Origin of the sequence: uncultured Mobiluncus sp., assembly GCF_963511525.1 — a bacterium.
Taxonomy (GTDB): domain Bacteria; phylum Actinomycetota; class Actinomycetes; order Actinomycetales; family Actinomycetaceae; genus Mobiluncus.
Genome location: NZ_CAUPIY010000006.1, coordinates 19,534 through 39,115, shown reverse-complemented (window position 1 = coordinate 39,115; position 19,582 = coordinate 19,534). Strand labels below are relative to the sequence as shown.

Below are 19,582 nucleotides of genomic sequence, written 5' to 3'. Positions count from 1 at the left end.
AATCCTCCTCAATTACTCGTCAAGTGGAATTGCCAAAGTGATTTTTGTGCCGCCCCCACTGTGGGACATGATGTTGACCGACCCTCCCAAGGCGCGGACTCGTTCTTGCATCCCCACCAGACCGAAGTGACCACGCAAGGCGAGGTTGGCTAGCTTGTCGGTGGGCAGCCCGATACCGTTGTCGATAATGGTCAGGAACAAGGAGTCCTGGTTCTTAACGACTTCGACTCTGACTTCGGTCGCGTGGGAGTGTCTGCGCACGTTCTCCAGCAGTTCCTGCAGAACTTTCACGACCGCCCACTGGGCATCAGGGTTGATGGGAGGGAGTTTCAGCGGAATCGCGGTTTCCACCGAGATGGCATTATCAGCCCGAAACTGCTCGACAGCCAGAACCAAAGTTTCCCGAAAATCCTGCTGCGAGAGGGTGCGCAGACCGGTGAGCACCTCCCTGGCTTCCCGTGAGGACTGCCGGCAGGCATCGCGAATTGCCTCCATTTGCGGCAAAGCCGCCGAGTTTTCGGCACGTAAAGTTTGCAGGGTCGCCGCCGCAATCATCTCGGTGCCGTGAACGGTTTTGGCCAAAGAGTCGTGCAGTTCACGAGACATTTCCAGACGTTCAGATTGGATTAGGTTGACTTCACGTTCATGGGCGGAGCGTTCCATGGCGGCCGACAAGGTCGCGAAGTTGTGGCGAATCACCATCCCCAGCACTTGCCCGAACAATATCAGGGCATACTGCACCAGGACTTCTAGGGACACGGTCGCCCCCAACTGGTTAGTGACCAGGAAAATCACTACGATGAACGCCGGTCCCATGAGAAAAGGCAGCAAACCATCCGAGATCAACATATACAAACTGGCGGACACTGCGGCGTAAATGACCAGGTAGGCGCTCCAACCATCGTTTCCTTGGATAATACTCAAACCCATCAGGGTCAAAATCGCGTCGCAAACCTGCCAACGGCGCAAAGACTGAACCATCAGCCGATTGCGTCGGCTGCGCCACAACAGCACAAAATTTAGCCCGGCCAAAGCCAGGAAAGCCGCCCACACCTGTAGCGGTTTCGGCTCCGGGTTCGCCACCAGACAAATCCCTAGCAGCACCACTCGCACATCCAATGCAATCAAGATGGGACCGCGCAGCATAAGATTGCGCAGCTGCTCCTGCAGGTTGCCGTTGGTGCTAACCCAAGAAGGCATTGAAAGCACCGCTTTGCAAAATCGGCAGGAACAGGGAGGCAAACATCAGCACGACCGCACCAGGAACCACCAGGACGGTAGCAATTAATGACACTTTTGCGGTAGCCCGCCCGGCTTGACGCCGTACCTGCGCCGCATGATCACGACGAACCTCTACCGCGATGGATGTCAAGGCATCCGACAGCTGTACTCCCAGTTCCTCAGCTTGCAGGATTGCGGTCACGAAGGAATCCATCGAGTCGGAAGGAACCCGCTCCCGCATGGAACTGAAGGCTTGCCGCCGCGGGATTCCCACCCCCATTTCATAGAGAACGGTGGAGAGTTCTTCGGCCAGCGGCCCGTCATAGAACTGAGTGACGGTCTGGATGGATTTACGGAAAGACATCCCCGAAGACACCGTTACCCCCAGCACATCTAGGAAATCCGGCAAACTGGATTCAACTTCGGCACGCCGGTCCTTTGCCGAGAGCAAAATCCAAATCCACATCCACTCCGCCAAACCAATCCCAAAAATGGCCGCCATCAAAACGTTACCTTGGATCAAGAAAGGCACGGCGACCAGCACAGCGACCACGATGAAACCGGAGTGGCGCTGAATAAACAGCGAGGGAGTCAAGCCTTCAGGATGCCCGGCCGCATCGAGAGTACGAATCAACAGGCGACGGCGCGACGGAGGATACAGGAACCCCAACCCCCCTTGTGCGACTTTCCCAATCCGGTCGATGACCGCTTCAAAAGCACGAAACGCTTTCTTTTGAGCTGTAGGAGCGGCCTCCACCGACTGATCGACCTTGGTGACGGTGATGATACGCAAAGACCATGCGGCCAGCAAGAACAGCATCGAGGCCAGGACTGGGGCGAGGATGGGAAAGAATGTGAGCATCAAACTTTCACCTTCGCTAACTTGGACATCAGCCAGATTCCGGCGGCAATCATGGTTCCTCCGACCGCCGCCGCGATACGTCCCGTATCCGTATGCAGCAACTCATCAATGGAAGAACCGGAGGCTGAGGCGATGGCGATGGGTGCCAGGATACCGATAGCAGCGACCATGTAGCCGGAGAACCTGGCCCCGGAAGTCGCGGTCAGGGCTTCTCGCGCCAACTCTTTGCGGTCCTCCAATGTGGCAGCAATATCGGTCAGGGCGGAAACCAGCTTGCCCCCGACTCTCGATTGAATCACCACGGTTTGAATCAGAACCGACACCTCCCGAGAGGGGTTGCGGTCGCGCAGTTCCGTCAAGGCTTGCTGCAGGGTCACGCCCATTTCTAAAGAATGCACGGCTTGGGCAAACTCCTCGGAAGCCGGCTTGGACATTTCGGTGGAAACCATCTGCATCCCCCGCTGAATGGACAACCCCGAAGACGTCGCATTCGCGAGGATCCGTGCCACCTGCGGAAGCTGGCCGATGAGGCGAGCCAGGCGTTTCTCGTGCTGATTGGACAGCCATGACTTGAACCCGAAAGGAATCAGGAACAGAACCACCGCCCCGGCCACCATTCCGGCCAGACGAAACGCCAGGTAAGATGCCAGTAATGTGACTGCTACCAGGGCGAGGACGACACTGAGCGCAGAAAGGCTGATGTTGGTGGCGCGAAGGTAAACCCCCAGTCGCGTTCCCGGGCGAGACGCCGCAAAACCTTTTTCCAGTCGAGTCCATAGGCCGTTGCGGGTTCCCCCCTTGTCGGCATTCAGCAGGTCGGTGAGTTCCGCGTTGCGCAGACGGTAGTTGCGCCAGTAGGTCAGTGTTAGTGTCAAGAGGATGCAAAAACACAGCGCGAACAGCTCAACTAGCGAAGAACTCGACATCACTTTTTCCTCTGCAAGAACTCTGTGGGGACGCTGAGGCCCTTGACACGGATGGCCTCCACGTAGCTTTCCGGGAGGGGGAAATATTCAAAGTGACCCGGTTCATCACCCACCGGATCGGCGTCATAGACGTATTTGGCGATGGTTGAAACCTGATAGTTTTCCCGGTGTTTTGACAACAGAGCGGAAATCTCGGCGACGTGACGGTAGCCCTGAACCGAGCGCGTCAACTGCACGATGATGTTCAGAGCCGTATTAATTTGGTCACGCAGGGTGTCAACCGGCAACTCCAGCTCGCTCATCGAGGCCAAAGTTTCCAGACGCACCAACGCATCCTCCGCACTGTTGGCGTGGACGGTGGTCAGGGAGCCTTCGTGGCCCGTGTTCATCGCCTGGAGCATATCCATCGCCTCGGCACCACGAACCTCACCTACGACAATTCGGTCGGGGCGCATCCGCAGGGCGTTTTTCACCAGGTCACGAATGGTGACCTCACCTTCCCCCTCGATGTTGGCGGGGCGGGACTCCAGCCGCACCACGTGGGCCTGCTGGAGGGATAGTTCCGCATCGTCCTCAATGGTGATGATGCGTTCAGTTTCGGGGATAGCCCCGGACAAGGCGTTGAGGAAGGTGGTTTTTCCCGTGCCGGTACCGCCGGACACCAGCACGGACAGGCGGGCTTCGACCAGTACTTTCAACAGTTCCATGATGGGCTTATTGATGGATTTTTTCGTCACTAAGTCCGGCAGTCGGAAGGGCCGGGGGAAACGCCGGATAGTCACCGTAGGTCCGTCCAAAGCCAAGGGGGGAATGATGATGTTGACACGTTCCCCACCTTCCAACCGGGCGTCGACCATTGGGGAAGATTCGTCGATACGACGGTTTACCGAAGACACAATCCGGTCGATGACCTGGTATAACTGGTCTTCGTTGCGGAACACAGAAGGGGCACGTTCCAGACGTCCTCGGCGTTCAACAAACACGTCGTTGATTCCGTTGACCATGATTTCGGTAATGCTTCCATCAGCCAGCAGGGGTTCCAATACCCCCAAACCCACCGCTTCATCGATGATGCGCCGAATCAGGCTGGCACGTTCCCGGCTGGAAATAACCGGACCTTCAGCCGTTATCAAACGCAGCAGGACTTTCTCAAGGCGGGCTCGACGCTTGGAGTTATCCAGCTTAAAAATCGTCTCCAAATCGATTTCTTCCAGCAGTCGCTGGCGAAAATGCTCCGCGAGCTGAGCGTCACGATCGAGACGCTTCTCATCACTGAAAACACGAGTTGTCAGGGGCATAGTTACCGGGGTTCTTTCGGGAAAATAGCTCGCTGGGTGATTTGGGTGTGGGCAAAAGTCAGGCTCGGTAACCCCACCGGCACCGATGTCGTGACTTCCGCGCAGGTGCCCAGACATCCCGGCACGGAACCCCCGGTAGATAGGTTCACGATACGCAACCAATCCGGTGTGGATTCTTGGGCTGCCATGCTGGCAGACTGGCCGAGCATCTGCGCCCGGGCAGCATCACGAGCGGCCTGCTGCGTGGCACCCACTGCGGAACCGATGTAGAGGCCTTCCGCCAACAGTGCCGTAAAGAAAATCACCACAATCGAAATGCCCACCAGCTCCACCGAGTTGGAGCCTCGTTCGTTTTTCATCCACTGCATCAGGGCTTTCATAGCGTGTCCTCCCCTACAACCTGGGCCGTGTAGCTCACGTCATCCAACAAGTTCGCAGCCGGGCCCGGGGTCCGCAGAGACACCGTCACCGTGTCCGAACCCCACGAGGCTCGCGGAGCAGCGTCCCAAAAGCTCGGCACCCACTGGTCAATCTTTGCGTTGACCTGGGCCACGCTGGCGCCGCGGGCATGCAACCGGGCGCCTTCTTCCGCAGCGGTATAAGCAATGTAGTGGGAAACTCCCCAGAGCAACATTTGTGCACACACCACCAGCAGTCCCAACAGGACCACGATGGCCATCGTGCCTTCCACGGTCGCTTGACCGCTTTCTTTCACGAGTTTTCTTTCCACAATCTCCCCCTTAATCATTGTTTTTTCTCTTTTTCTTTCGTGCCAAATTTCTTTAAAGCCCGCCTCCCGTGGCTTTTATTCGCCCCATCTTCCTTGACTTCCTGAGGATTCTTCGCGAGCCTCGTTTGCTTGCGTCGTTCCCTCCGGGAGCTCAGCTCGGTGAGAATTCGTTGGGATTCCCACATTCCGCGATAGATAGAGTCCCATCCGCTGGTTTTGGCTTCCAACAGGTTCGAGGTGTTGAGGTAAGTCTCAATGTTGCCCGACTCGTTGGTGACAGAAACCGTATTCAGGCCAGTCATTTTGCTGCCCAGTTCGGGCTGGATTTCCGCCTTCTTAGTAGCCCGGTTGAACAGCAGCCGGGGAGCCGCCGACCCCAAACTCAACTCCAGACGCTCAAAATCGTTGAGTGTATTGCGCACATTCCGCACCGCCGCCAGCTCCGGGCTGGTCACGAGGGTGACTTCATCAGCGGTTTCGATAGCTACCGCGACCAAATCCCACAACCGCGAGCCGCAATCCACCACCACCAGGTCATAGTTGAAACGCAGCGCAGAGAGAATCAGCTGCAAGTCACGTTCGTCAATGTTTTCGACTTGTTCGACATCCTTGGGAGCGGCAATCAGGTCAATGCCACATTCCAGTTTGTGCACCACTTCGGCAATGCTCCGTCCGGACAATTCTTCCGAAATTTCCGCCAAATCAACGATGCTGCGCCGGGGCAGAGCCGCGCAGTAGGCCGCCAAATCGCCCTTGTACAGGTCCAAATCCACCAGGCAAGTGCGCACGTGGGCGGCCCAAAACCGAGCGAACAACGTGGCGTGCAAACTGGTTCCCACCCCGCCTTTGGCTCCAAAGAACACTTCCAAATGTCCTGCCGTCTCGGTTTTCATTTCGGTGGGTTCCAGGCGCCGATTGAGGGTGTTGAGCCGACTGATGACCCGCTCCAGTTTGGCTACGTATTCTTCCAGGCTGGGGTTGGCCGAGACGACTTCCGACAACCCCGCGGTCATTGCATCGTTTACCGTGATGGATTCTTGGTCGTCAGTAATCAACACCACCGGGGAAAGCGCGTCCTCGTGGTGAACTTCCTTTACGCCTTCAATCCAGGTGAAGCCCTCCAATCGGGTGGAAACAAGTACGACCTTTACGCTGGAGTCGCGTTTACGTAATCGGCGATAGTCGCCCAGAGTCGTGCTGTAGCTCACCTCTTCAAACAATCCGGTTTCCACCAAAGTGGCCTGAATCTGGGTAATTTCCTCTAAATTTGAGCTGATAATGTGAGCGTCGCTCATTTTCCTTCTCCTGACTGCGCTGGAGCAGGTCCCCCAGAGGGTTTTCCAGCAGCGTTAGGGAACTGCAGCGGATTGGATTGGCCTTGGTCGCCGCGGCCGCGCAACGCTAACCGGACTTCTTCACCGAAACTTTCCGCATAAGCCAGAGCCAACGACTGGTCCACGGGAAGAGCGAACGTCACCGGGACTTTATCGTTTTTCGCGAAGCCTTGCTCGTCTTCTTTCTTTACCGTGGTGGGTACTCCCACCTCAACTACCAGCGCGTTTTCGACCCAAACTTTGGATTGGCGGTTCACCCCGTTCTGTTCTTGAGTGGTGGCGATGATGTCCACCCGGTCTCCGGAGCGAATCTTGCCGGCCACACCGGTTTCCGCATCCACCATCATGGCGATTTCGCGGTAATCCGGTTCTACCGTGGGGGCTTTGATGACCATGCCCTCCTGCAGGGTGGTTCCTTTCGCGTAGTCTCCGGAGGCAACCATGCCCTGTACTTGGCTTTTACTCAGCAGGGTACTGGCAGAAATCCATTTCTTCGGGCGTTTTTCGATTTTCACATCCCCCGGGGTGATGGGCGCCAGTTCTTTGATGTCTTTCGCCAGCACCACCACGTCCACTTCCGGCCCCACTCGGGAATCAATTTCTTTGACATACAGAAAGATGGACACGAAAAGCGCGATGGCCGCCACAATGGTGGCCAACAGCAGGATGACACCGCGTCTTTGTCTGGAATTCATAAAGCCTCCAAGCTTTGCTTCGTCTCATCGGGTTCAGGGCTGGATTCACCGGCAAATCCGCAGTTTGCACAGATGTTGCCCACCACGTATTGTTCGCAACGCTGGCATTGTCGGGGTTTGATGTTGTTTTTGAGGGCCTTGCGGATGGCGTCAACCGATTCGTTGGTCCAGCTCGCCTCCACCCAGTGTTTGCCTTGGCGTTGACCCCAGGCGGAATCCTTCGGTACGGCTTGTAAGGTGAAGTGGGTGTGTGCGGGGAACATTTCTAAGGGAACGTTATCTTCCGGGTTCCAGGTTCGCGCTTCTATGCTGATTCCGTCGGGGTGGGCGCTCCACTTGGCGGCAGTAATTTTTTCCACGCTCCCCGCATTCACGTCTGCCTCGAAAACGCTGCTTTTCGCGAGGGATTGCAGCATCTGCGACAGTGAGGGTCGAGGCTGGTTCAGGGAAAAAACCGAACTCAGGAGGAAACGAGTCTCGATAAATGGGTCAATTACGTCAACTATTGCTTGCCCTAAACCGTGAAAACGCAGCTCCACAAGTGAGTTAATCAGGTACATGGTCAGGGCGCGGCGCGTGGTGGGGCCGGTGAGGACCACAATCTCAAAAGGTACCTGCAGGACGGTACGCACCCAGGCGGCTTGCCGGGCAGCTTTGACATCAGGAACAAAAACGCTGCAAGGTTGCGGGTTTTGCGATAATGTTTCGAGGTTGTCGAACAGTTCCACCAGGCTATCAGTGTGTCGCACCCCCAGGGAAGGATTTTCGTTCCCCCAAGTCTCCAACACCTGCAGCATCGTCTCGACCTCACCCTTACCGAACTTCGTCACCGTTTCCGGCACACCTGCAACAGGGCAAAACGTAGCAAGCCTTCGAAAATTTATTGACAGCTACAGGTTAAAGAAAAGTAAGCAATATCAGACGAACCTCAAAACACGAGGTCAAATGCCTATTTGCGAGGAGGATTTGTTTCGAAGGGTGAACACTGACGGAGCCAGAGCTCCGGCCCGGTGCCGGGAAAATAAACGTTCCCCGCGCACCCGACAGGGAGCCCTTATCCTTGCTGTCTTCCGACCCTGGGGAGGTTCAGACTATGCCGTCACGCGGGGAACGAGACTATTCTACTTGGCGGCCGCCAGAATTAGGAATTCTCCAGCCACAATCATTCCGGGGCGGGGACGTCCCGCAATGTCGCCTTCAGCCACGCACACGCTGAGGGGGAATCCCGCCGCAACCTCCAACACCCAGAAGTTTTGTCCCGTCAGGGTGTTGGAATGCATCTCGGCGGCGGTAACTTTCGCAGCCAGCACGCCTCCGGCGTGTGCGCCCTGCTTTTGCAAAACGGAAACAGCTCCGGTCGAGATGAAGGTCGGCAGGGTTTCTTCCGGGGCGCGCTGCGGGCCGTCCAGAGCCGCGCCGAAAATTTTGGCGGTCTGGCTCGCCGCGTAACTTGCCACGTTTTCGTACAGTTCGACCCGCTGCGCTAGGGCGGAAATCCCCAGTTTACCGGCGTCGGCACGTCCGGGCTCGTGCCCCAGCCCGGCTCGCATCGCCACGCAAGCCTTACCTACGGAACGCTCCGTCCCCCCTTGTGCATCAACTATGTCAACCAAAGCAAAACGGTCTGCCATCTCCATCCAGCGGGCGTCAACCGCGGCGCTGGCGTTGAAATCCTGGTGAATATCCGTAATCTTTTCCGCAACGACATCAAACACGGCGACCGCGCCGGAACGATCCACGTACTGGAAAGTGCCGTTTTCCATGTCCCCCACCACCGGGGTGCATTGGTCAGCCGCCTGGGCCAAGATTTCGTCGGCTCGTTGCTCGGTGGTCATCTCAAAGCCCACAGCCCGCCAGGTCGGTCCGATGGTAAAGACTTTCGTGCCGCCCTCACCGCTGGACAGGCCCAAAGCGTTTTCACTCGCCACACTCATGGTTCGCTCCTCATCAGCTGCTCACGGTTTTCCCCGGTTTGCCCTTGGGATTCTCTAGATTTCAAGTCTAAACCACAAGCGGGGGCGAAGCCGGTAAATCCACACTGATTTTCAAGCTATAATAAGCCTTGGTCGCGCAGTGCCGGACGTCCCGTTCCGGCGCGGACTTACCGCCCGCCCAACGATTTTCTGCGACACTGCTGAGGGACCGCAACAGATTAAGGAAGTTGTTACTATGGCAAGAGTTGTCGTCTTGGGTGCGGGTATTTCCGGTCATACCGCCGCCATGCACCTGCGTCGCAAGTTGTCGCGGCGCAATCACGAGGTCGTGGTCATTTCCCCGCGTGCCAACTGGAACTGGGTTCCCTCCAACATTTGGGTAGGTACCGGAAAGATGCAGAAGAAGGAAGTGGTGTTCCCCCTCGCTCCTCTCTATAGGCGCAAGGGGGTCATTTTTCATCAGGCGGCCGCGAAAGTTATCTATCCCGAGGGTCGCGGCGATGATGCGCAGCCCCAGGTCGAGATGGAGTTTACGGGAGGCAAAAATAAAGGTAGGCGGGCTTTGGTGCATTATGACTACCTCATCAACGCGACCGGCCCGAAGCTGAACTTTGCCGCCACTCCGGGTTTGGGCCCGGATTGTGGCAACACGTATTCGGTTTGCACTCCTGACCACGCCGAACAGGCCGGGATCGAGTTTCAAAAAATCGTCCAAGAGATTAAAGAGACCGGGACGCCCAAGCGGTTCGTGATTGGGACCGGCAACGGCGGGTGTACCTGCCAAGGCGCCGCTTTTGAGTACTGTTTCAACACTGAATATGACCTGCGTCAAGCGGGGGTTCGGGACCAGACCGAGGTCGTTTACCTCACCAACGAGGAAAAGCTCGGCGACTTTGGGATGGCCGGCATGCGGTTTAAGGACAACGGCTACTCTACCGACTCCCAGTTGTGGACGGAATCGCTGTTTCGGGAACGCGGGGTGAAAGCCATCACCGGCGCGGGGGTTCGCGAAGTGCGCCCACACGCTCTGACTTACGAGGATTATGACGGCAATATGCACGAGTTGTCCTTTGATTTCGCCATGCTGCTCCCGCCGTTTACCGGGGTCGCGCTGGAGGCCAAGAAACCTGACGGGACGTTGATTCCCGAAATGTTCAACCCGGCTGGATTCATGAAGGTGGACGCGGACTATTCGAAGAAGAGCTCCGCGCAGTGGTCCCACGAGGATTGGCCCAAGACTTACCAGTCCCCGCTGTATAAAAACATTTTTGCCGCCGGGATTGCTTTTGCGCCCCCGCACGGGATTTCGAAACCGCACCAGACTCCCAACGGCACCAACATCACCCCGGCACCGCCACGTACCGGGATGCCTTCGGGCTCCATCGGCAAGGAAGTCGCCATGAGCATAGTTGACCTCATTAACCAAGGCCCCGAGGCGAAACTGCACGAAGCCTCGATGGCGGTGTTGGGGGCGGCTTGCGTAGCCTCAACCGGCACCGGCTTTAAGAAAGGCTCCGCGGCCGCGATGGTGATGTTCCCCATCGTGCCCAACTACGACAAGTACCCGGATAATGCTGGGCGCCACCCTAAACTGAGTTTCGGACGCATCGGCCTGTTCGGGCATTGGACCAAGTTCCTGCTCCACGTGGGCTTTATCTATAAAGCGAAGTGGAAGCCGTTTTGGTGGATTATCCCCGAGTAACCCCCAACCCACGTAGAGAGGATTTTCATAATGACTGACTTTAGCGCGTCTCCCACGATTGAGGAGCTCAGCCCGGCCACCGCCGAACGGATTGCGGCGGCCCCGAACCCCTCCCCGGCGACTTTGCGTCACCGCCAAAACCCGTTCCTCCAGCTGTTTTCCTTTACGAGCTTTAACTGGCGGATTTTGCGCCTGGTGACGATCGCCAAGTTCGGTCCCCAGGACTGAGGTCACCAGGCGTTCAAAAGGCTGGGGCGGTTCCGGCCGCTGTTCGGTGGGGTCCTCAGGTCTTCACAAGGCGTGGGGTCGGCATTGCGGTCGGGCTCGGCGTCGCGGTTTCCTGAGTTTTCCCTGGGCGCCGCCCAGCATTTTCCCAGGTTTTTTCGGCTTTTTTCCGCGAAATTCAGGGATTCATCCGTAATTGCGGAAAATATCGTGTGCTATGTTCTTGCATTTTGAGCAAACGTTCAGCTAATCTTAATACTGTCACAAGGTGGCACCAAAAATATCAACAAACGTTGTTGACCGATCCGAAAGGAATAAATTATGTGGAGCAACATTCTTCCTATCTTGCAGACTGTTGTCGAATGGTTGGCTAAGATTTTCAACTTCCTCGCCGGCCTGTTCTAAACAGACACTTTTGTAAAGAAAAGCCGCTGCCCCGTCGATGATTCGGCGGGGCATGCTTTTCGCCGGTGTTTTGGTTGACTGGCGCCGCTGTCTCCGTGGCGGTACAGCCTGAGTTTTCAAGATAAAATTCTTCCGTGTTGCAAAAACTTTCCCCCGTTAGCGCCCTAGACGACGCTATCGTTTCGGCGCGCGACTTGGTGCGCATCTATGGGAAGGGAGATGCGCAGGTCAGGGCGTTGGATCACGTGGACATTGACTTGGCCCGCGGCGAGTTCACGGCCATTATGGGACCTTCCGGTTCCGGTAAATCCACCCTGATGCACTGTTTGGCGGGTTTGGACACGGTGACTTCCGGCTCGATTTTGATTGGCGGCGTTGAGATAGCCGGCCTGAAGCAGCGCGAGATTACCGCGATTCGCCGGGATAAAATCGGTTTCATTTTCCAGGCTTTCAACCTGATTCCGGTCATGGATGCCCGGCAAAACATTGAACTGCCAGCGATTATTGCCGGGAAGCGGCTAAACCGGAAACAGGTCGAGGCCTTGGCCGCGCAAGTGGGGCTTTCCGAGCGGCTGCGCCACCGGCCGACTGAAATGTCTGGTGGCCAGCAGCAACGCTTGGCGGTGGCGCGAGCTTTGGCGAATAATCCGCAAATTATTTTCGCTGACGAGCCCACCGGGAACTTAGACTCCACCGCGACCCTGCAGGTCCTGCGTCTGCTGCGAGACACGGTTGATCGGGATAATCACACGATTTGTATGGTTACGCACGAGGCCGGGGCGGCGGCTTGGGCGGATCGTGTGCTGTTCTTGCGCGACGGCAAAATAATCGGCCAGCTGTTGCACCCTTCCGAGGCGGAAATTTTTGCCGCTATGACCGAGATTTCTGGCGATGGCGACGAGGCGAGCTCACCCCCGACCGTGCCCACACCCGCAATACCCCCGACCGTGCAGGTGCCCGATATGCCCCCGCCGCCTCCCGCGACACCACTGTTCCTCCCCGATTTAGCCCCGGTTACCCGGCCTGCCCCGGTGACAGTGAGCCGGCGGGAACGGCGCCAGCACCGGGAAAACCTCCCCACTTCCACACGGTCTGACCCGAACGCACTAACCAGTGACGCACTGGTGGTGCGACCCCAACCCGAACCAAACCCCTTCACCCGCACCGCACAGCCACAGCCGACCGCGACCAGCACCCTGAAAGTGCCCCCTCTCGAAGCCACACCCTGGGCCAGCCGCACGCCGAAATCCCTCGTGAGCCCCGCGCTTGAGACCACTGTCCCGCACCAGACACCGCGGTTACGCCACGCGGCACACCGGGCGGGCCCGCTTAAGGTGGATTGGAACTTCCCCGGCAGCTCAACCGCCACCACCCCATCCTTACCGCCACCTCCGACGGACGTACCCGCGTCACCGCACGTTTCTGGAAGCTAAGATGCGCAGATACGTCTGGCTGGATTTTAAGGCGCATTGGCGCAAGTACCTGATGACGCTGTTGGCGGTGGCGCTGGGCACGGCTTTTCTGTCCGGGACCCTGACTTTCAACCGGATTTTGTCCGACACCATGACGGCGCTGATTAACTCCGGCACCCACGGGGATGCTTTTGTCAGTGCCCCCAGCATTTCCGGCGATGATTCCGGACTGAAAAATGTGCCCCGCCCGGTCACCTGGGACGAACTCGACGCTATCAAAGCCATAGACGGGGTGAAATCGGCTGAACCGCAGCTCTATCTGGTGGCGACCCTGCTGGATCAGGATAATGAAACGATTGGGTCCAATCCGACGGTCGCAATTCAAAGCGCACGCCCGGACGCCAAGTATGTGACCGGCTCTGCCCCGAAGGCCCCCACCCAGCCCCTCACCGCGACAACCACGACAACCGAGTCAACCACTACAGACGGTGCCGCCAGTGAAAAGTCATCGACTATCGGTGAAATTTCGGCTGAAAAATCGTTTGCACAAACCAATGACTTGCACACCGGGGATCGAATCTATGCCATCATCGGTGGTCAAAAGTACGCCTACCGGCTCAGCGGCCTGTTTGATTACGGCGTGCCGCTGTTGGGAACGGGAATGCTGCAGCTTCCCGGGGAAGTCATGCGTCAGATGGCCACCACCCCCGAAGGTTTCACCGCAGAAATCGCGGTGAGCGCCAAACCCGGTGTGGAGCCAAACCGCCTGGTACAAAACCTAAAAACCGGTCTGAAAGGGGCTTTCCCGAACGATTACAAACGCTGGAAGGTCAAAAGCGCTGCGGACTACGCCGCGGAACAATCCGACCTGATGGCTCCCGTGTTGGGGTTCGTCTCGAATATCTTGCTGGTCTTTGTTTGTGTCGCCCTGTTCATCTCGACTTTCATCGTCTCTAACACGTTCACCGCCACGGTGCGCAGTCAAACACGTCAACTCGCGATGATGCGGGCGGTTGGGGCTAAGCCGCGCCAAATTTTTGCCATCATTCTGGGTGAGGGTTTCGTGGCGGGCCTGATTGGTTCCCTCCTCGGGGCTGTGCTGGGCTGGGGACTGGTGGCGCTGATTATGCGGATTTTGCGCCTGCGGGGCATGAACTTTTTGACCTCCGGGATTGTTTCCGGCTCGACCCTGGCGCTCACGGTTTTAGCCGGTTTGGCGGTCGTTCTGGTTTCCGTGCTACGCCCGGCCCGGCGTGCCGCGGCGACCCCACCCGTCCAAGCTATGTCCACGGCGCTAAGCGGTGGGGACCTGCGCTGGGGGTGGCGCCTGCTGGTGGTAATCATCACTATTTCCCTCGGCCTATCGGCCGCCATCTGTGCCGTTAATTCCGTCTTTACCACGACGCAAAAGGGCCGGTCCATCCTTTACGGTGGCGGCGTGTTTTTCGTGGTGGTAGGCATTTTGGCGGCGGCGCCGTTGCTGGTCAGCGCTTTTGCGGCGCTGCTGGGAAGGCTCGCTAAACATCTGTGGCGTCCGGTGGGTGAGTTGGCTGTCGGTAACCTTGGGCGCAACCCCAAACGCACCGCCACCACGGCGGGAGCCCTGTTGATTGGCGTCATGCTGGTCGCAGCCGGATCTTCGCTGGTGACCTCCCTGCAGGCCTCCTTTACCAGGACGGCCGGCGCGGAGCTGACCGCCAGTTTCCTGATTCAGCCCAGTCTCGCCATAGCCGGACACAGTATTCCGGACGAACTGGTTTCCAGCTGGGAAAACACCCCGGGAGTGACGGCGGTCCAGACTTTCGCGCAAGCCCCCCTGACCTTGCGAACTAACGACAAAACGACCGGAAGACCTGGTGATTCCCACAATGTCACCGTCACCGCCCTTCCCGACACCAAACCCGGAGTGACCCTGAAAACAGTGGCGGGCCGCGCTGTCAGCGCTCCGGGCAAACTGCTGGTTGAAGACAAAACCGCCCGCAAGTTGGGGTTGAAGCTCGGTGATTCCGCGACCTTAACCCCCCTGACGTCAACCACTTCGGAACAGGCAACCCTAAAGGTAGGCGGCTTATTCAGCGCCTCTAACTTGGTTGACGCGACCCTGGTGGTGCATCCTCGCGATTTGGAATCGCTGCACCCGGCAGGTCAGATTGCAAACACCGGCGTGATTTTTACAAACCGCACGGACCTGAAAGCTCTCGGCGACACACTAAAATCCCAGGTCGCCGCCATTGCTCCGGGTACGGTCACCGTGGCGTCCCGAGCTGATTTGAACACTCAGCTCAATAAGTCTTTTGACATGATTTTGGCGATTATTTACGGGCTGTTGGCGCTGTCGCTGATTATTGCGCTGGTGGGGATTATGAACACGCTGGCTATGTCGGTTGGAGAACGCTTGAGCGAAATCGGTATGTTGAAAGCGCTGGGGCTGTCGGGGCCGAAAATGGTCGCGATGATAGTCGGCGAAGCCCTGTTGACCGCCATTTTTGCGCTGGTGGTGGGGATCCTCACCGGCCTGGGCGCCACGTTTGGACTGCAACGCATCATGGCTGCTCGTGGTATCAGCAGTATGGTGGTCAGCTCTGAGCACTTGCTCATCTTGGTGGTATTGACCCTGGTCGCCACCGTTTTGGCCAGCCTCGGTCCGGCGCTGCGGGCGGTGCGTACCCCGACCCTTGCCGCCATCGCCACTACCGATTAGCGCAGGGGTTTACCGCCAGGTTCAACCGCGGTGCCTGGCTCCAGGCGAATCTCCGACTCGCACTCCTGGGCGGCACTTCGGGCGAGAGCACCCCAACTCTGGGCGGGCGCACCCCGCTCATCAGACACTCGGATAAGCAAACGCGCGAACGGCACTCCTGTGCGGCACTCTTGGCGGCACCCCGAGCCAACGGAGTCACCACGCCACCCAAGTCACCACGCCTTCCGCGCTACCCACGCCAGCGGGTCGCCGCCCACAAAAGCGCTTCAGCCGGCGTAGCCGTTCGGGTTCTGCGACTGCCAATTCCACGAATCTCGGCACATATCGTCCAAACCTAGGCGGGCCTCCCAGCCCAGCAGTTCCCGCGCCAAACTCGCGTCGGCGTAAACCGTGTCGATGTCTCCTGGCCGGCGTCCGTCGATAACGTAAGGAATGGGTTTGCCGCAGGCTCGCTCCATCGCGTGCAGCAACTCCAGCACTGAATACCCCTGCGAGGTACCCAGGTTTATCGCCTTCGCGCCCCGATGTTTCAGCCCGTAATCAATGGCGGCCACGTGCCCGCGCCCGAGGTCCATGACGTGAATGTAGTCGCGTACCCCGGTTCCGTCCGGGGTGTCGTAGTCGTCGCCAAAGACGTGCAGTTTTTCGAGCTTACCGACGGCGACCTGGGTGATGTAGGGCATGACATTGTTCGGGATGCCCTTGGGATCCTCGCCAATCCGGCCGGAGGGATGCGCCCCAATGGGGTTAAAATAGCGCAGCAGCACGGCGGAAAACTCGGGGTCGGCATGGCACACGTCGCGCAGCATGATTTCGTTCATCAGCTTGGACCAGCCGTAGGGGTTCGTAGCGGTGCCGGTCGGCAAGGTCTCTTTCAGCGGAGACACCCCATCGGCCCCGTACACGGTGGCGGAGGAGGAAAAAATCATCAGGTGACAGTCGTGATCCCGCATGGCTCGCACCAGGCACAGTGTCGCGTTGAGGTTGTTGTCGTAGTATTCCACCGGCTTGGCCACCGATTCCCCCACGGCCTTAAGCCCGGCAAAGTTAATGACCCCGTCAATCTGGTGAGCCGCAAAAATCCGTTGCAAAGCGTCAAGGTCACGCACGTCTTGCTGGTAGAACGGGATGGTCTCGCCCACGATTTCTGAGACGCGCGTCATGGCTTCCGCGCTGGAGTTATACAGGTTATCGACGCAGACCGCACGGTATCCCGCCTCGTAGAGGCAAATCAGCGTGTGTGTGCCGATATATCCGGCTCCCCCGGCCACCAGAATGGTTTTATTGCTCATTTTTTCCTTTCGTTTTTCACAAGGGTCCCCGCTGTGTTGGCGGGTTGAGGCCCTAGTTCACGGTGTTCGGGTTGAGGTTGAAAGTCTCTACCGCCCAGGGGAATCCCCACTGGAACAGCGCGGCCACCACCGCCAGCACCAAAATCGCCATCTCGATGCAGCGCAGCCACTTCGGGCCGGGCATCACGGCAAACAGCCATTTGTACATCCTGGTTTCCTCTCTGTCTACCCGGCCAAGCCCTCAGCCGGCGCGGGGCTGGCATCGCCGGGCTTGGCAGTCGCGTTCGGGTCGCTCGCCGGCGCGTTAGTTCCATCCTGCGGCCCCTCCGGAGCGGTGCCCTGACCGGCCTGTTTCATTGCATCCAACCCTTTGAGCGCGAAAGGCCGGCCTTGCGTGCGCGGCACCCAGTAGGAAAACTTGGAATACACGATGAATCGCTGGGTGTTGCCGTATTCGGGGTGGCAAGTCGTGAGGGTCATCAGCCGTTCATGCGGGACGGTGTCTTTCGCTTCGTGAGGTACCGGGTAAATCACGTCTCCTTGCGACGGCAGGACTATCTCGGTGGATCTGACCTGGTAAACCAGCCAGGCTTGGGAGGTTTCGACCACCAGCGGGTCGCCGATCTGCAGCTCGTGGACGCGGCGGAACGAGTTTCCGTACGAGCGCCGGTGGGCGGCCAAGGCGAAGTTGCCGAGCTCTCCCGGCCCTTGCGTGTCCGTGTAGTGTCCGGCATAGCCCGTGTCCAGCACGGCTTCGTTCGTGCCCTGCATGATGGGGATAACCATCGATTCCCAACGCGGCACGTGCAGGGTGGCGAAAGTTTGGCCCACCGCGGGAATGGTGACGCCAGGAGGCGGGTCGGTGCGCTGTACTTCGGTCGTAGCGGTCGCGTCGTTCGCGGTGGAGCTTTGGAAAGACTGCACCGCGGCCGCCGTAGCGCCCTGCACCTGCCAGGTCGTCACATAGAGCTGCCACACGACGAACAGTCCCAGGACGACCCCGACCGTCAGCATGGTTTGTCCAATCCCGCTCATGACCAGGACCGATACGGGGGTGCGCCGGCGTTTTGCCGGGGCGGTTGTTTCGTCTGACTCGGTGGGTTCGGCGGGCTCGGTTGTCGCGGTGCCCTGTTCCGGGGAGCGGGTCGAGGTTTGCAGCCGGGTTTGTGGTTTTGCAGGGGGTTCACCAGGGGTGAGCGCGGGGTTTGCGGGTCGTGTCGCGGCCGCCTGGGGGCGCGAAGGCGCGGGGGCAAAAGTGGGGACCGCCGGGTTTGCCGCGCCGGGAACCTGGTGATTTGCTAGGCCTGGAACCGGGGGATTCGCTAAGCCTGGAACCGGCGGGTTTGCCGCGTTGCGCGCCGGTACGCCGGGAGGAACCGGACGGTTAGGGTGGGGCAACGCGGGTCGAGCCGCGCCCGAAGTATCGGCCGGAGATTGGAAACCTGCAGGTGGAACCGCCCTTGTGACCCCTTGTACAGAAACCTGGGGCGGTCGGACAGACGGCTGCGAGGACGGCTGCGCCCCGTAAGGAGGGACCCCGGACGGCTGGGGAGGCTGAACCGCGGGAGGCTGGCCCGGAGCGGGCGACAGTGACTCAGGCGACAGTGGCGCGGGTGACAGCGGTGCGGCAGACGGTTCCTGAGACTCGCGGCGCTGACGGCGCGAGGGAAACCGCTGTGGTACGGGACGCTCTTCACTCATTCCAACCCCTTGACGCGCGAATAAACCAACGTCCAAATTTTACCAATTTCCAAAGGTTTTGGCTTACGGTTATCATTAACCTGTTAAGCAATCTTTTGTCACAAGGAGTCATTGTGCCCGAATCCAAAAAGCGCAAGCGCGCCTCGAAAGTAGTTAAGTCTGACAGCGAGTTGCGTCCCTCGTGGACTGAGGATATGAAACGCTCCCCCAGCTGGTACGCTCCGGCGGCCCTGATTATCATGGGCGTGGGTCTGCTGTGGATTGTGTTGCACTATATCCTGGCGCAAACTGCGGGGATTAACCTGTTGGGGCTGGGTAACTGGAACATCGCGGTGGGATTCGGCGTCATCATGGTCGGTTTCATCATGTTGATGTGGTGGAAATAGGGCTTTTTTCTGCTTAATTTTTTATTGCTCGCCAACTCGGGGAGACCCGCGCGAGACCTAGGGGGGTCACGAACCCCCCTCACTTTTCGTTGCGTTTGCAACGAAAAGCACACCCCCTAGTCTCGTGCTTGGGCTCCGCCCCTTCGTTTTCCGAGCAACAACAATAACAGCGAAAGCAAAGCCGGGGGGAATGCTAAAAAACCGACCGGCAGCGTCAGCCGGTCGGTTTTTTGAAGTTTGTTTTTACTTGTCGTCGGCGACAACGACCAAGTCATCGTCGTCGATGTCCTCCCAGGATTCCTCAGCCCAGGGATCCTCGACAGGACGGGTGCGACTGTACAAAATAAACCCAGCCACCGCGGCGGCTCCGGTCAACAGAATAGTCGCCAACCAGGGGTGACGAATCGGGCACTTCTTTTTGGGGTTCATAGCTGACTTGACTCCTTCACTCGCTTTGGAAACTTTTTCGGCAATAGTGCCGTCACCGGCAACTGCCTTCGACACTGCCTCGTTTACGGCTTGCGCCCGCGGCAGGAGGTCTGTTCTCACCTTAGTGCCGAAGTCCCCGACGGCTCCGCGAGCCTTCCCAGCAACCTCGGCAGCATTCAGTGCCATGTCTTCCCCGGCTCGCTTCATGCAGTCCATATCGATGCATTTCGACAAGTTATCCAGCATTGGATCCTTCTTTCACTCACACCGAGCCGAATGGACACGGTTGGTACTATTTTGCCTCTTATTTTGAATTTTTGCAGGAAATA

The 19,582-nt window shown here is 58.3% G+C and carries 20 protein-coding genes and 1 other RNA gene; 5 read left to right on the top strand and 16 right to left on the bottom strand.

Annotated features, from left to right (window positions below):
• Window positions 1–12: 12 nt before the first annotated feature.
• The 11 genes from RQ935_RS05780 to RQ935_RS05730 form a co-directional block, all read right to left on the bottom strand.
• Window positions 13–1,200: a sensor histidine kinase gene (locus RQ935_RS05780; RefSeq protein ID WP_308534489.1), complete on the bottom strand. Its 1,188-nt coding sequence runs from the start codon at window positions 1,198–1,200 to the stop codon at window positions 13–15.
• Window positions 1,184–2,083: a type II secretion system F family protein gene (locus RQ935_RS05775; protein WP_308534490.1), complete on the bottom strand. Its 900-nt coding sequence runs from the start codon at window positions 2,081–2,083 to the stop codon at window positions 1,184–1,186. The genes RQ935_RS05780 and RQ935_RS05775 overlap by 17 nt, the downstream gene beginning before the upstream one ends.
• A complete protein-coding gene (locus RQ935_RS05770) occupies window positions 2,083–3,009 on the bottom strand; it encodes a type II secretion system F family protein (protein ID WP_311497555.1) in 927 nt (308 codons plus the stop codon). Before RQ935_RS05770 ends, RQ935_RS05775 begins: the two co-directional genes overlap by 1 nt.
• Complete coding sequence (locus tag RQ935_RS05765) at window positions 3,009–4,307, bottom strand: CpaF family protein (RefSeq protein ID WP_311497554.1); 1,299 nt, start codon at window positions 4,305–4,307, stop codon at window positions 3,009–3,011. Before RQ935_RS05765 ends, RQ935_RS05770 begins: the two co-directional genes overlap by 1 nt.
• Window positions 4,308–4,309: 2 nt before the next feature.
• A complete protein-coding gene (locus RQ935_RS05760; RefSeq protein WP_299294949.1) occupies window positions 4,310–4,687 on the bottom strand; it encodes a pilus assembly protein in 378 nt (125 codons plus the stop codon).
• Window positions 4,684–5,037, bottom strand: coding sequence for a hypothetical protein (locus RQ935_RS05755; RefSeq protein ID WP_311497553.1), 354 nt, complete (start codon window positions 5,035–5,037; stop codon window positions 4,684–4,686). Before RQ935_RS05755 ends, RQ935_RS05760 begins: the two co-directional genes overlap by 4 nt.
• A 14-nt stretch (window positions 5,038–5,051) precedes the next feature.
• Window positions 5,052–6,332, bottom strand: coding sequence for an AAA family ATPase (locus RQ935_RS05750; RefSeq protein WP_311497552.1), 1,281 nt, complete (start codon window positions 6,330–6,332; stop codon window positions 5,052–5,054).
• Window positions 6,329–7,066: a Flp pilus assembly protein CpaB gene (gene cpaB / locus RQ935_RS05745; RefSeq protein ID WP_298634371.1), complete on the bottom strand. Its 738-nt coding sequence runs from the start codon at window positions 7,064–7,066 to the stop codon at window positions 6,329–6,331. Before cpaB ends, RQ935_RS05750 begins: the two co-directional genes overlap by 4 nt.
• The gene (locus RQ935_RS05740; RefSeq protein ID WP_311497551.1) at window positions 7,063–7,896 is read right to left on the bottom strand and encodes a hypothetical protein; all 834 of its coding nucleotides are present in this window, start codon (window positions 7,894–7,896) and stop codon (window positions 7,063–7,065) included. The genes cpaB and RQ935_RS05740 overlap by 4 nt, the downstream gene beginning before the upstream one ends.
• A 190-nt stretch (window positions 7,897–8,086) precedes the next feature.
• Window positions 8,087–8,182: signal recognition particle sRNA small type (gene ffs, locus RQ935_RS05735), an RNA gene on the bottom strand.
• 5 nt (window positions 8,183–8,187) lie between these two features.
• The gene (locus tag RQ935_RS05730) at window positions 8,188–9,000 is read right to left on the bottom strand and encodes a hypothetical protein (RefSeq protein WP_311497550.1); all 813 of its coding nucleotides are present in this window, start codon (window positions 8,998–9,000) and stop codon (window positions 8,188–8,190) included.
• Between the two features lie 235 nt (window positions 9,001–9,235).
• Here RQ935_RS05730 and RQ935_RS05725 point away from each other — a divergent pair, with 235 nt between their 5' ends.
• Together RQ935_RS05725 and RQ935_RS05720 are read left to right on the top strand one after the other, a co-directional pair.
• The gene (locus RQ935_RS05725; RefSeq protein ID WP_311497549.1) at window positions 9,236–10,702 is read left to right on the top strand and encodes an FAD-dependent oxidoreductase; all 1,467 of its coding nucleotides are present in this window, start codon (window positions 9,236–9,238) and stop codon (window positions 10,700–10,702) included.
• 30 nt (window positions 10,703–10,732) lie between these two features.
• The gene (locus RQ935_RS05720; protein ID WP_311497548.1) at window positions 10,733–10,930 is read left to right on the top strand and encodes a hypothetical protein; all 198 of its coding nucleotides are present in this window, start codon (window positions 10,733–10,735) and stop codon (window positions 10,928–10,930) included.
• Between the two features lie 258 nt (window positions 10,931–11,188).
• Here RQ935_RS05720 and RQ935_RS05715 read toward each other — a convergent pair whose 3' ends face one another.
• Complete coding sequence (locus tag RQ935_RS05715; RefSeq protein ID WP_311497547.1) at window positions 11,189–11,452, bottom strand: hypothetical protein; 264 nt, start codon at window positions 11,450–11,452, stop codon at window positions 11,189–11,191.
• 14 nt (window positions 11,453–11,466) lie between these two features.
• Here RQ935_RS05715 and RQ935_RS05710 point away from each other — a divergent pair, with 14 nt between their 5' ends.
• Both RQ935_RS05710 and RQ935_RS05705 read left to right on the top strand, forming a co-directional pair.
• Window positions 11,467–12,765: an ATP-binding cassette domain-containing protein gene (locus RQ935_RS05710; RefSeq protein ID WP_311497546.1), complete on the top strand. Its 1,299-nt coding sequence runs from the start codon at window positions 11,467–11,469 to the stop codon at window positions 12,763–12,765.
• A gap of 1 nt (window position 12,766) precedes the next feature.
• Window positions 12,767–15,445 (top strand): FtsX-like permease family protein, encoded by a 2,679-nt coding sequence (locus RQ935_RS05705; protein ID WP_311497545.1) that lies wholly within the window; start codon window positions 12,767–12,769, stop codon window positions 15,443–15,445.
• A 266-nt stretch (window positions 15,446–15,711) separates the two neighbouring features.
• On the opposite strand, the gene galE is transcribed toward RQ935_RS05705, so the two are convergent.
• From galE to RQ935_RS05690, 3 genes are read right to left on the bottom strand one after another with little or no spacing between them, the layout of a single operon-like run.
• Complete coding sequence (gene galE / locus RQ935_RS05700; RefSeq protein WP_311497544.1) at window positions 15,712–16,737, bottom strand: UDP-glucose 4-epimerase GalE; 1,026 nt, start codon at window positions 16,735–16,737, stop codon at window positions 15,712–15,714.
• Between the two features lie 52 nt (window positions 16,738–16,789).
• Entirely contained in the window at window positions 16,790–16,945 is a 156-nt protein-coding gene (locus RQ935_RS05695) for a hypothetical protein (RefSeq protein WP_282922427.1), read from the bottom strand.
• A gap of 17 nt (window positions 16,946–16,962) precedes the next feature.
• The gene (locus tag RQ935_RS05690; protein ID WP_311497543.1) at window positions 16,963–18,438 is read right to left on the bottom strand and encodes a class E sortase; all 1,476 of its coding nucleotides are present in this window, start codon (window positions 18,436–18,438) and stop codon (window positions 16,963–16,965) included.
• 113 nt (window positions 18,439–18,551) lie between these two features.
• Here RQ935_RS05690 and RQ935_RS05685 point away from each other — a divergent pair, with 113 nt between their 5' ends.
• Window positions 18,552–18,824 carry a cell division protein CrgA gene (locus RQ935_RS05685; protein WP_299294914.1) on the top strand — a complete coding sequence of 91 codons (273 nt, stop codon included), beginning with the start codon at window positions 18,552–18,554 and terminating at the stop codon, window positions 18,822–18,824.
• A gap of 243 nt (window positions 18,825–19,067) precedes the next feature.
• Here the strand turns inward: RQ935_RS05685 and RQ935_RS05680 are convergent, their stop codons facing one another.
• Window positions 19,068–19,499 carry an acyltransferase gene (locus RQ935_RS05680; RefSeq protein WP_311497542.1) on the bottom strand — a complete coding sequence of 144 codons (432 nt, stop codon included), beginning with the start codon at window positions 19,497–19,499 and terminating at the stop codon, window positions 19,068–19,070.
• Window positions 19,500–19,582: the final 83 nt, after the last annotated feature.

Excerpts from the sequence above, each read along its gene's own strand:
- RQ935_RS05770 (WP_311497555.1), bottom strand. The coding sequence starts at position 3,009 with ATGTCGAGTTCTTCGCTAGTTGAGCTGTTCGCGCTGTGTTTTTGCATC.
- galE (WP_311497544.1), bottom strand. The coding sequence starts at position 16,737 with ATGAGCAATAAAACCATTCTGGTGGCCGGGGGAGCCGGATATATCGGC.
- RQ935_RS05775 (WP_308534490.1), bottom strand. The coding sequence starts at position 2,083 with ATGCTCACATTCTTTCCCATCCTCGCCCCAGTCCTGGCCTCGATGCTG.
- RQ935_RS05760 (WP_299294949.1), bottom strand. The coding sequence starts at position 4,687 with ATGAAAGCCCTGATGCAGTGGATGAAAAACGAACGAGGCTCCAACTCG.
- RQ935_RS05725 (WP_311497549.1), top strand. The coding sequence starts at position 9,236 with ATGGCAAGAGTTGTCGTCTTGGGTGCGGGTATTTCCGGTCATACCGCC.
- RQ935_RS05720 (WP_311497548.1), top strand. The coding sequence starts at position 10,733 with ATGACTGACTTTAGCGCGTCTCCCACGATTGAGGAGCTCAGCCCGGCC.
- RQ935_RS05690 (WP_311497543.1), bottom strand. The coding sequence starts at position 18,438 with ATGAGTGAAGAGCGTCCCGTACCACAGCGGTTTCCCTCGCGCCGTCAG.
- RQ935_RS05750 (WP_311497552.1), bottom strand. The coding sequence starts at position 6,332 with ATGAGCGACGCTCACATTATCAGCTCAAATTTAGAGGAAATTACCCAG.
- cpaB (WP_298634371.1), bottom strand. The coding sequence starts at position 7,066 with ATGAATTCCAGACAAAGACGCGGTGTCATCCTGCTGTTGGCCACCATT.
- RQ935_RS05780 (WP_308534489.1), bottom strand. The coding sequence starts at position 1,200 with ATGCCTTCTTGGGTTAGCACCAACGGCAACCTGCAGGAGCAGCTGCGC.
- RQ935_RS05680 (WP_311497542.1), bottom strand. The coding sequence starts at position 19,499 with ATGCTGGATAACTTGTCGAAATGCATCGATATGGACTGCATGAAGCGA.
- RQ935_RS05695 (WP_282922427.1), bottom strand. The coding sequence starts at position 16,945 with ATGTACAAATGGCTGTTTGCCGTGATGCCCGGCCCGAAGTGGCTGCGC.
- RQ935_RS05705 (WP_311497545.1), top strand. The coding sequence starts at position 12,767 with ATGCGCAGATACGTCTGGCTGGATTTTAAGGCGCATTGGCGCAAGTAC.
- RQ935_RS05765 (WP_311497554.1), bottom strand. The coding sequence starts at position 4,307 with ATGCCCCTGACAACTCGTGTTTTCAGTGATGAGAAGCGTCTCGATCGT.
- RQ935_RS05730 (WP_311497550.1), bottom strand. The coding sequence starts at position 9,000 with ATGAGTGTGGCGAGTGAAAACGCTTTGGGCCTGTCCAGCGGTGAGGGC.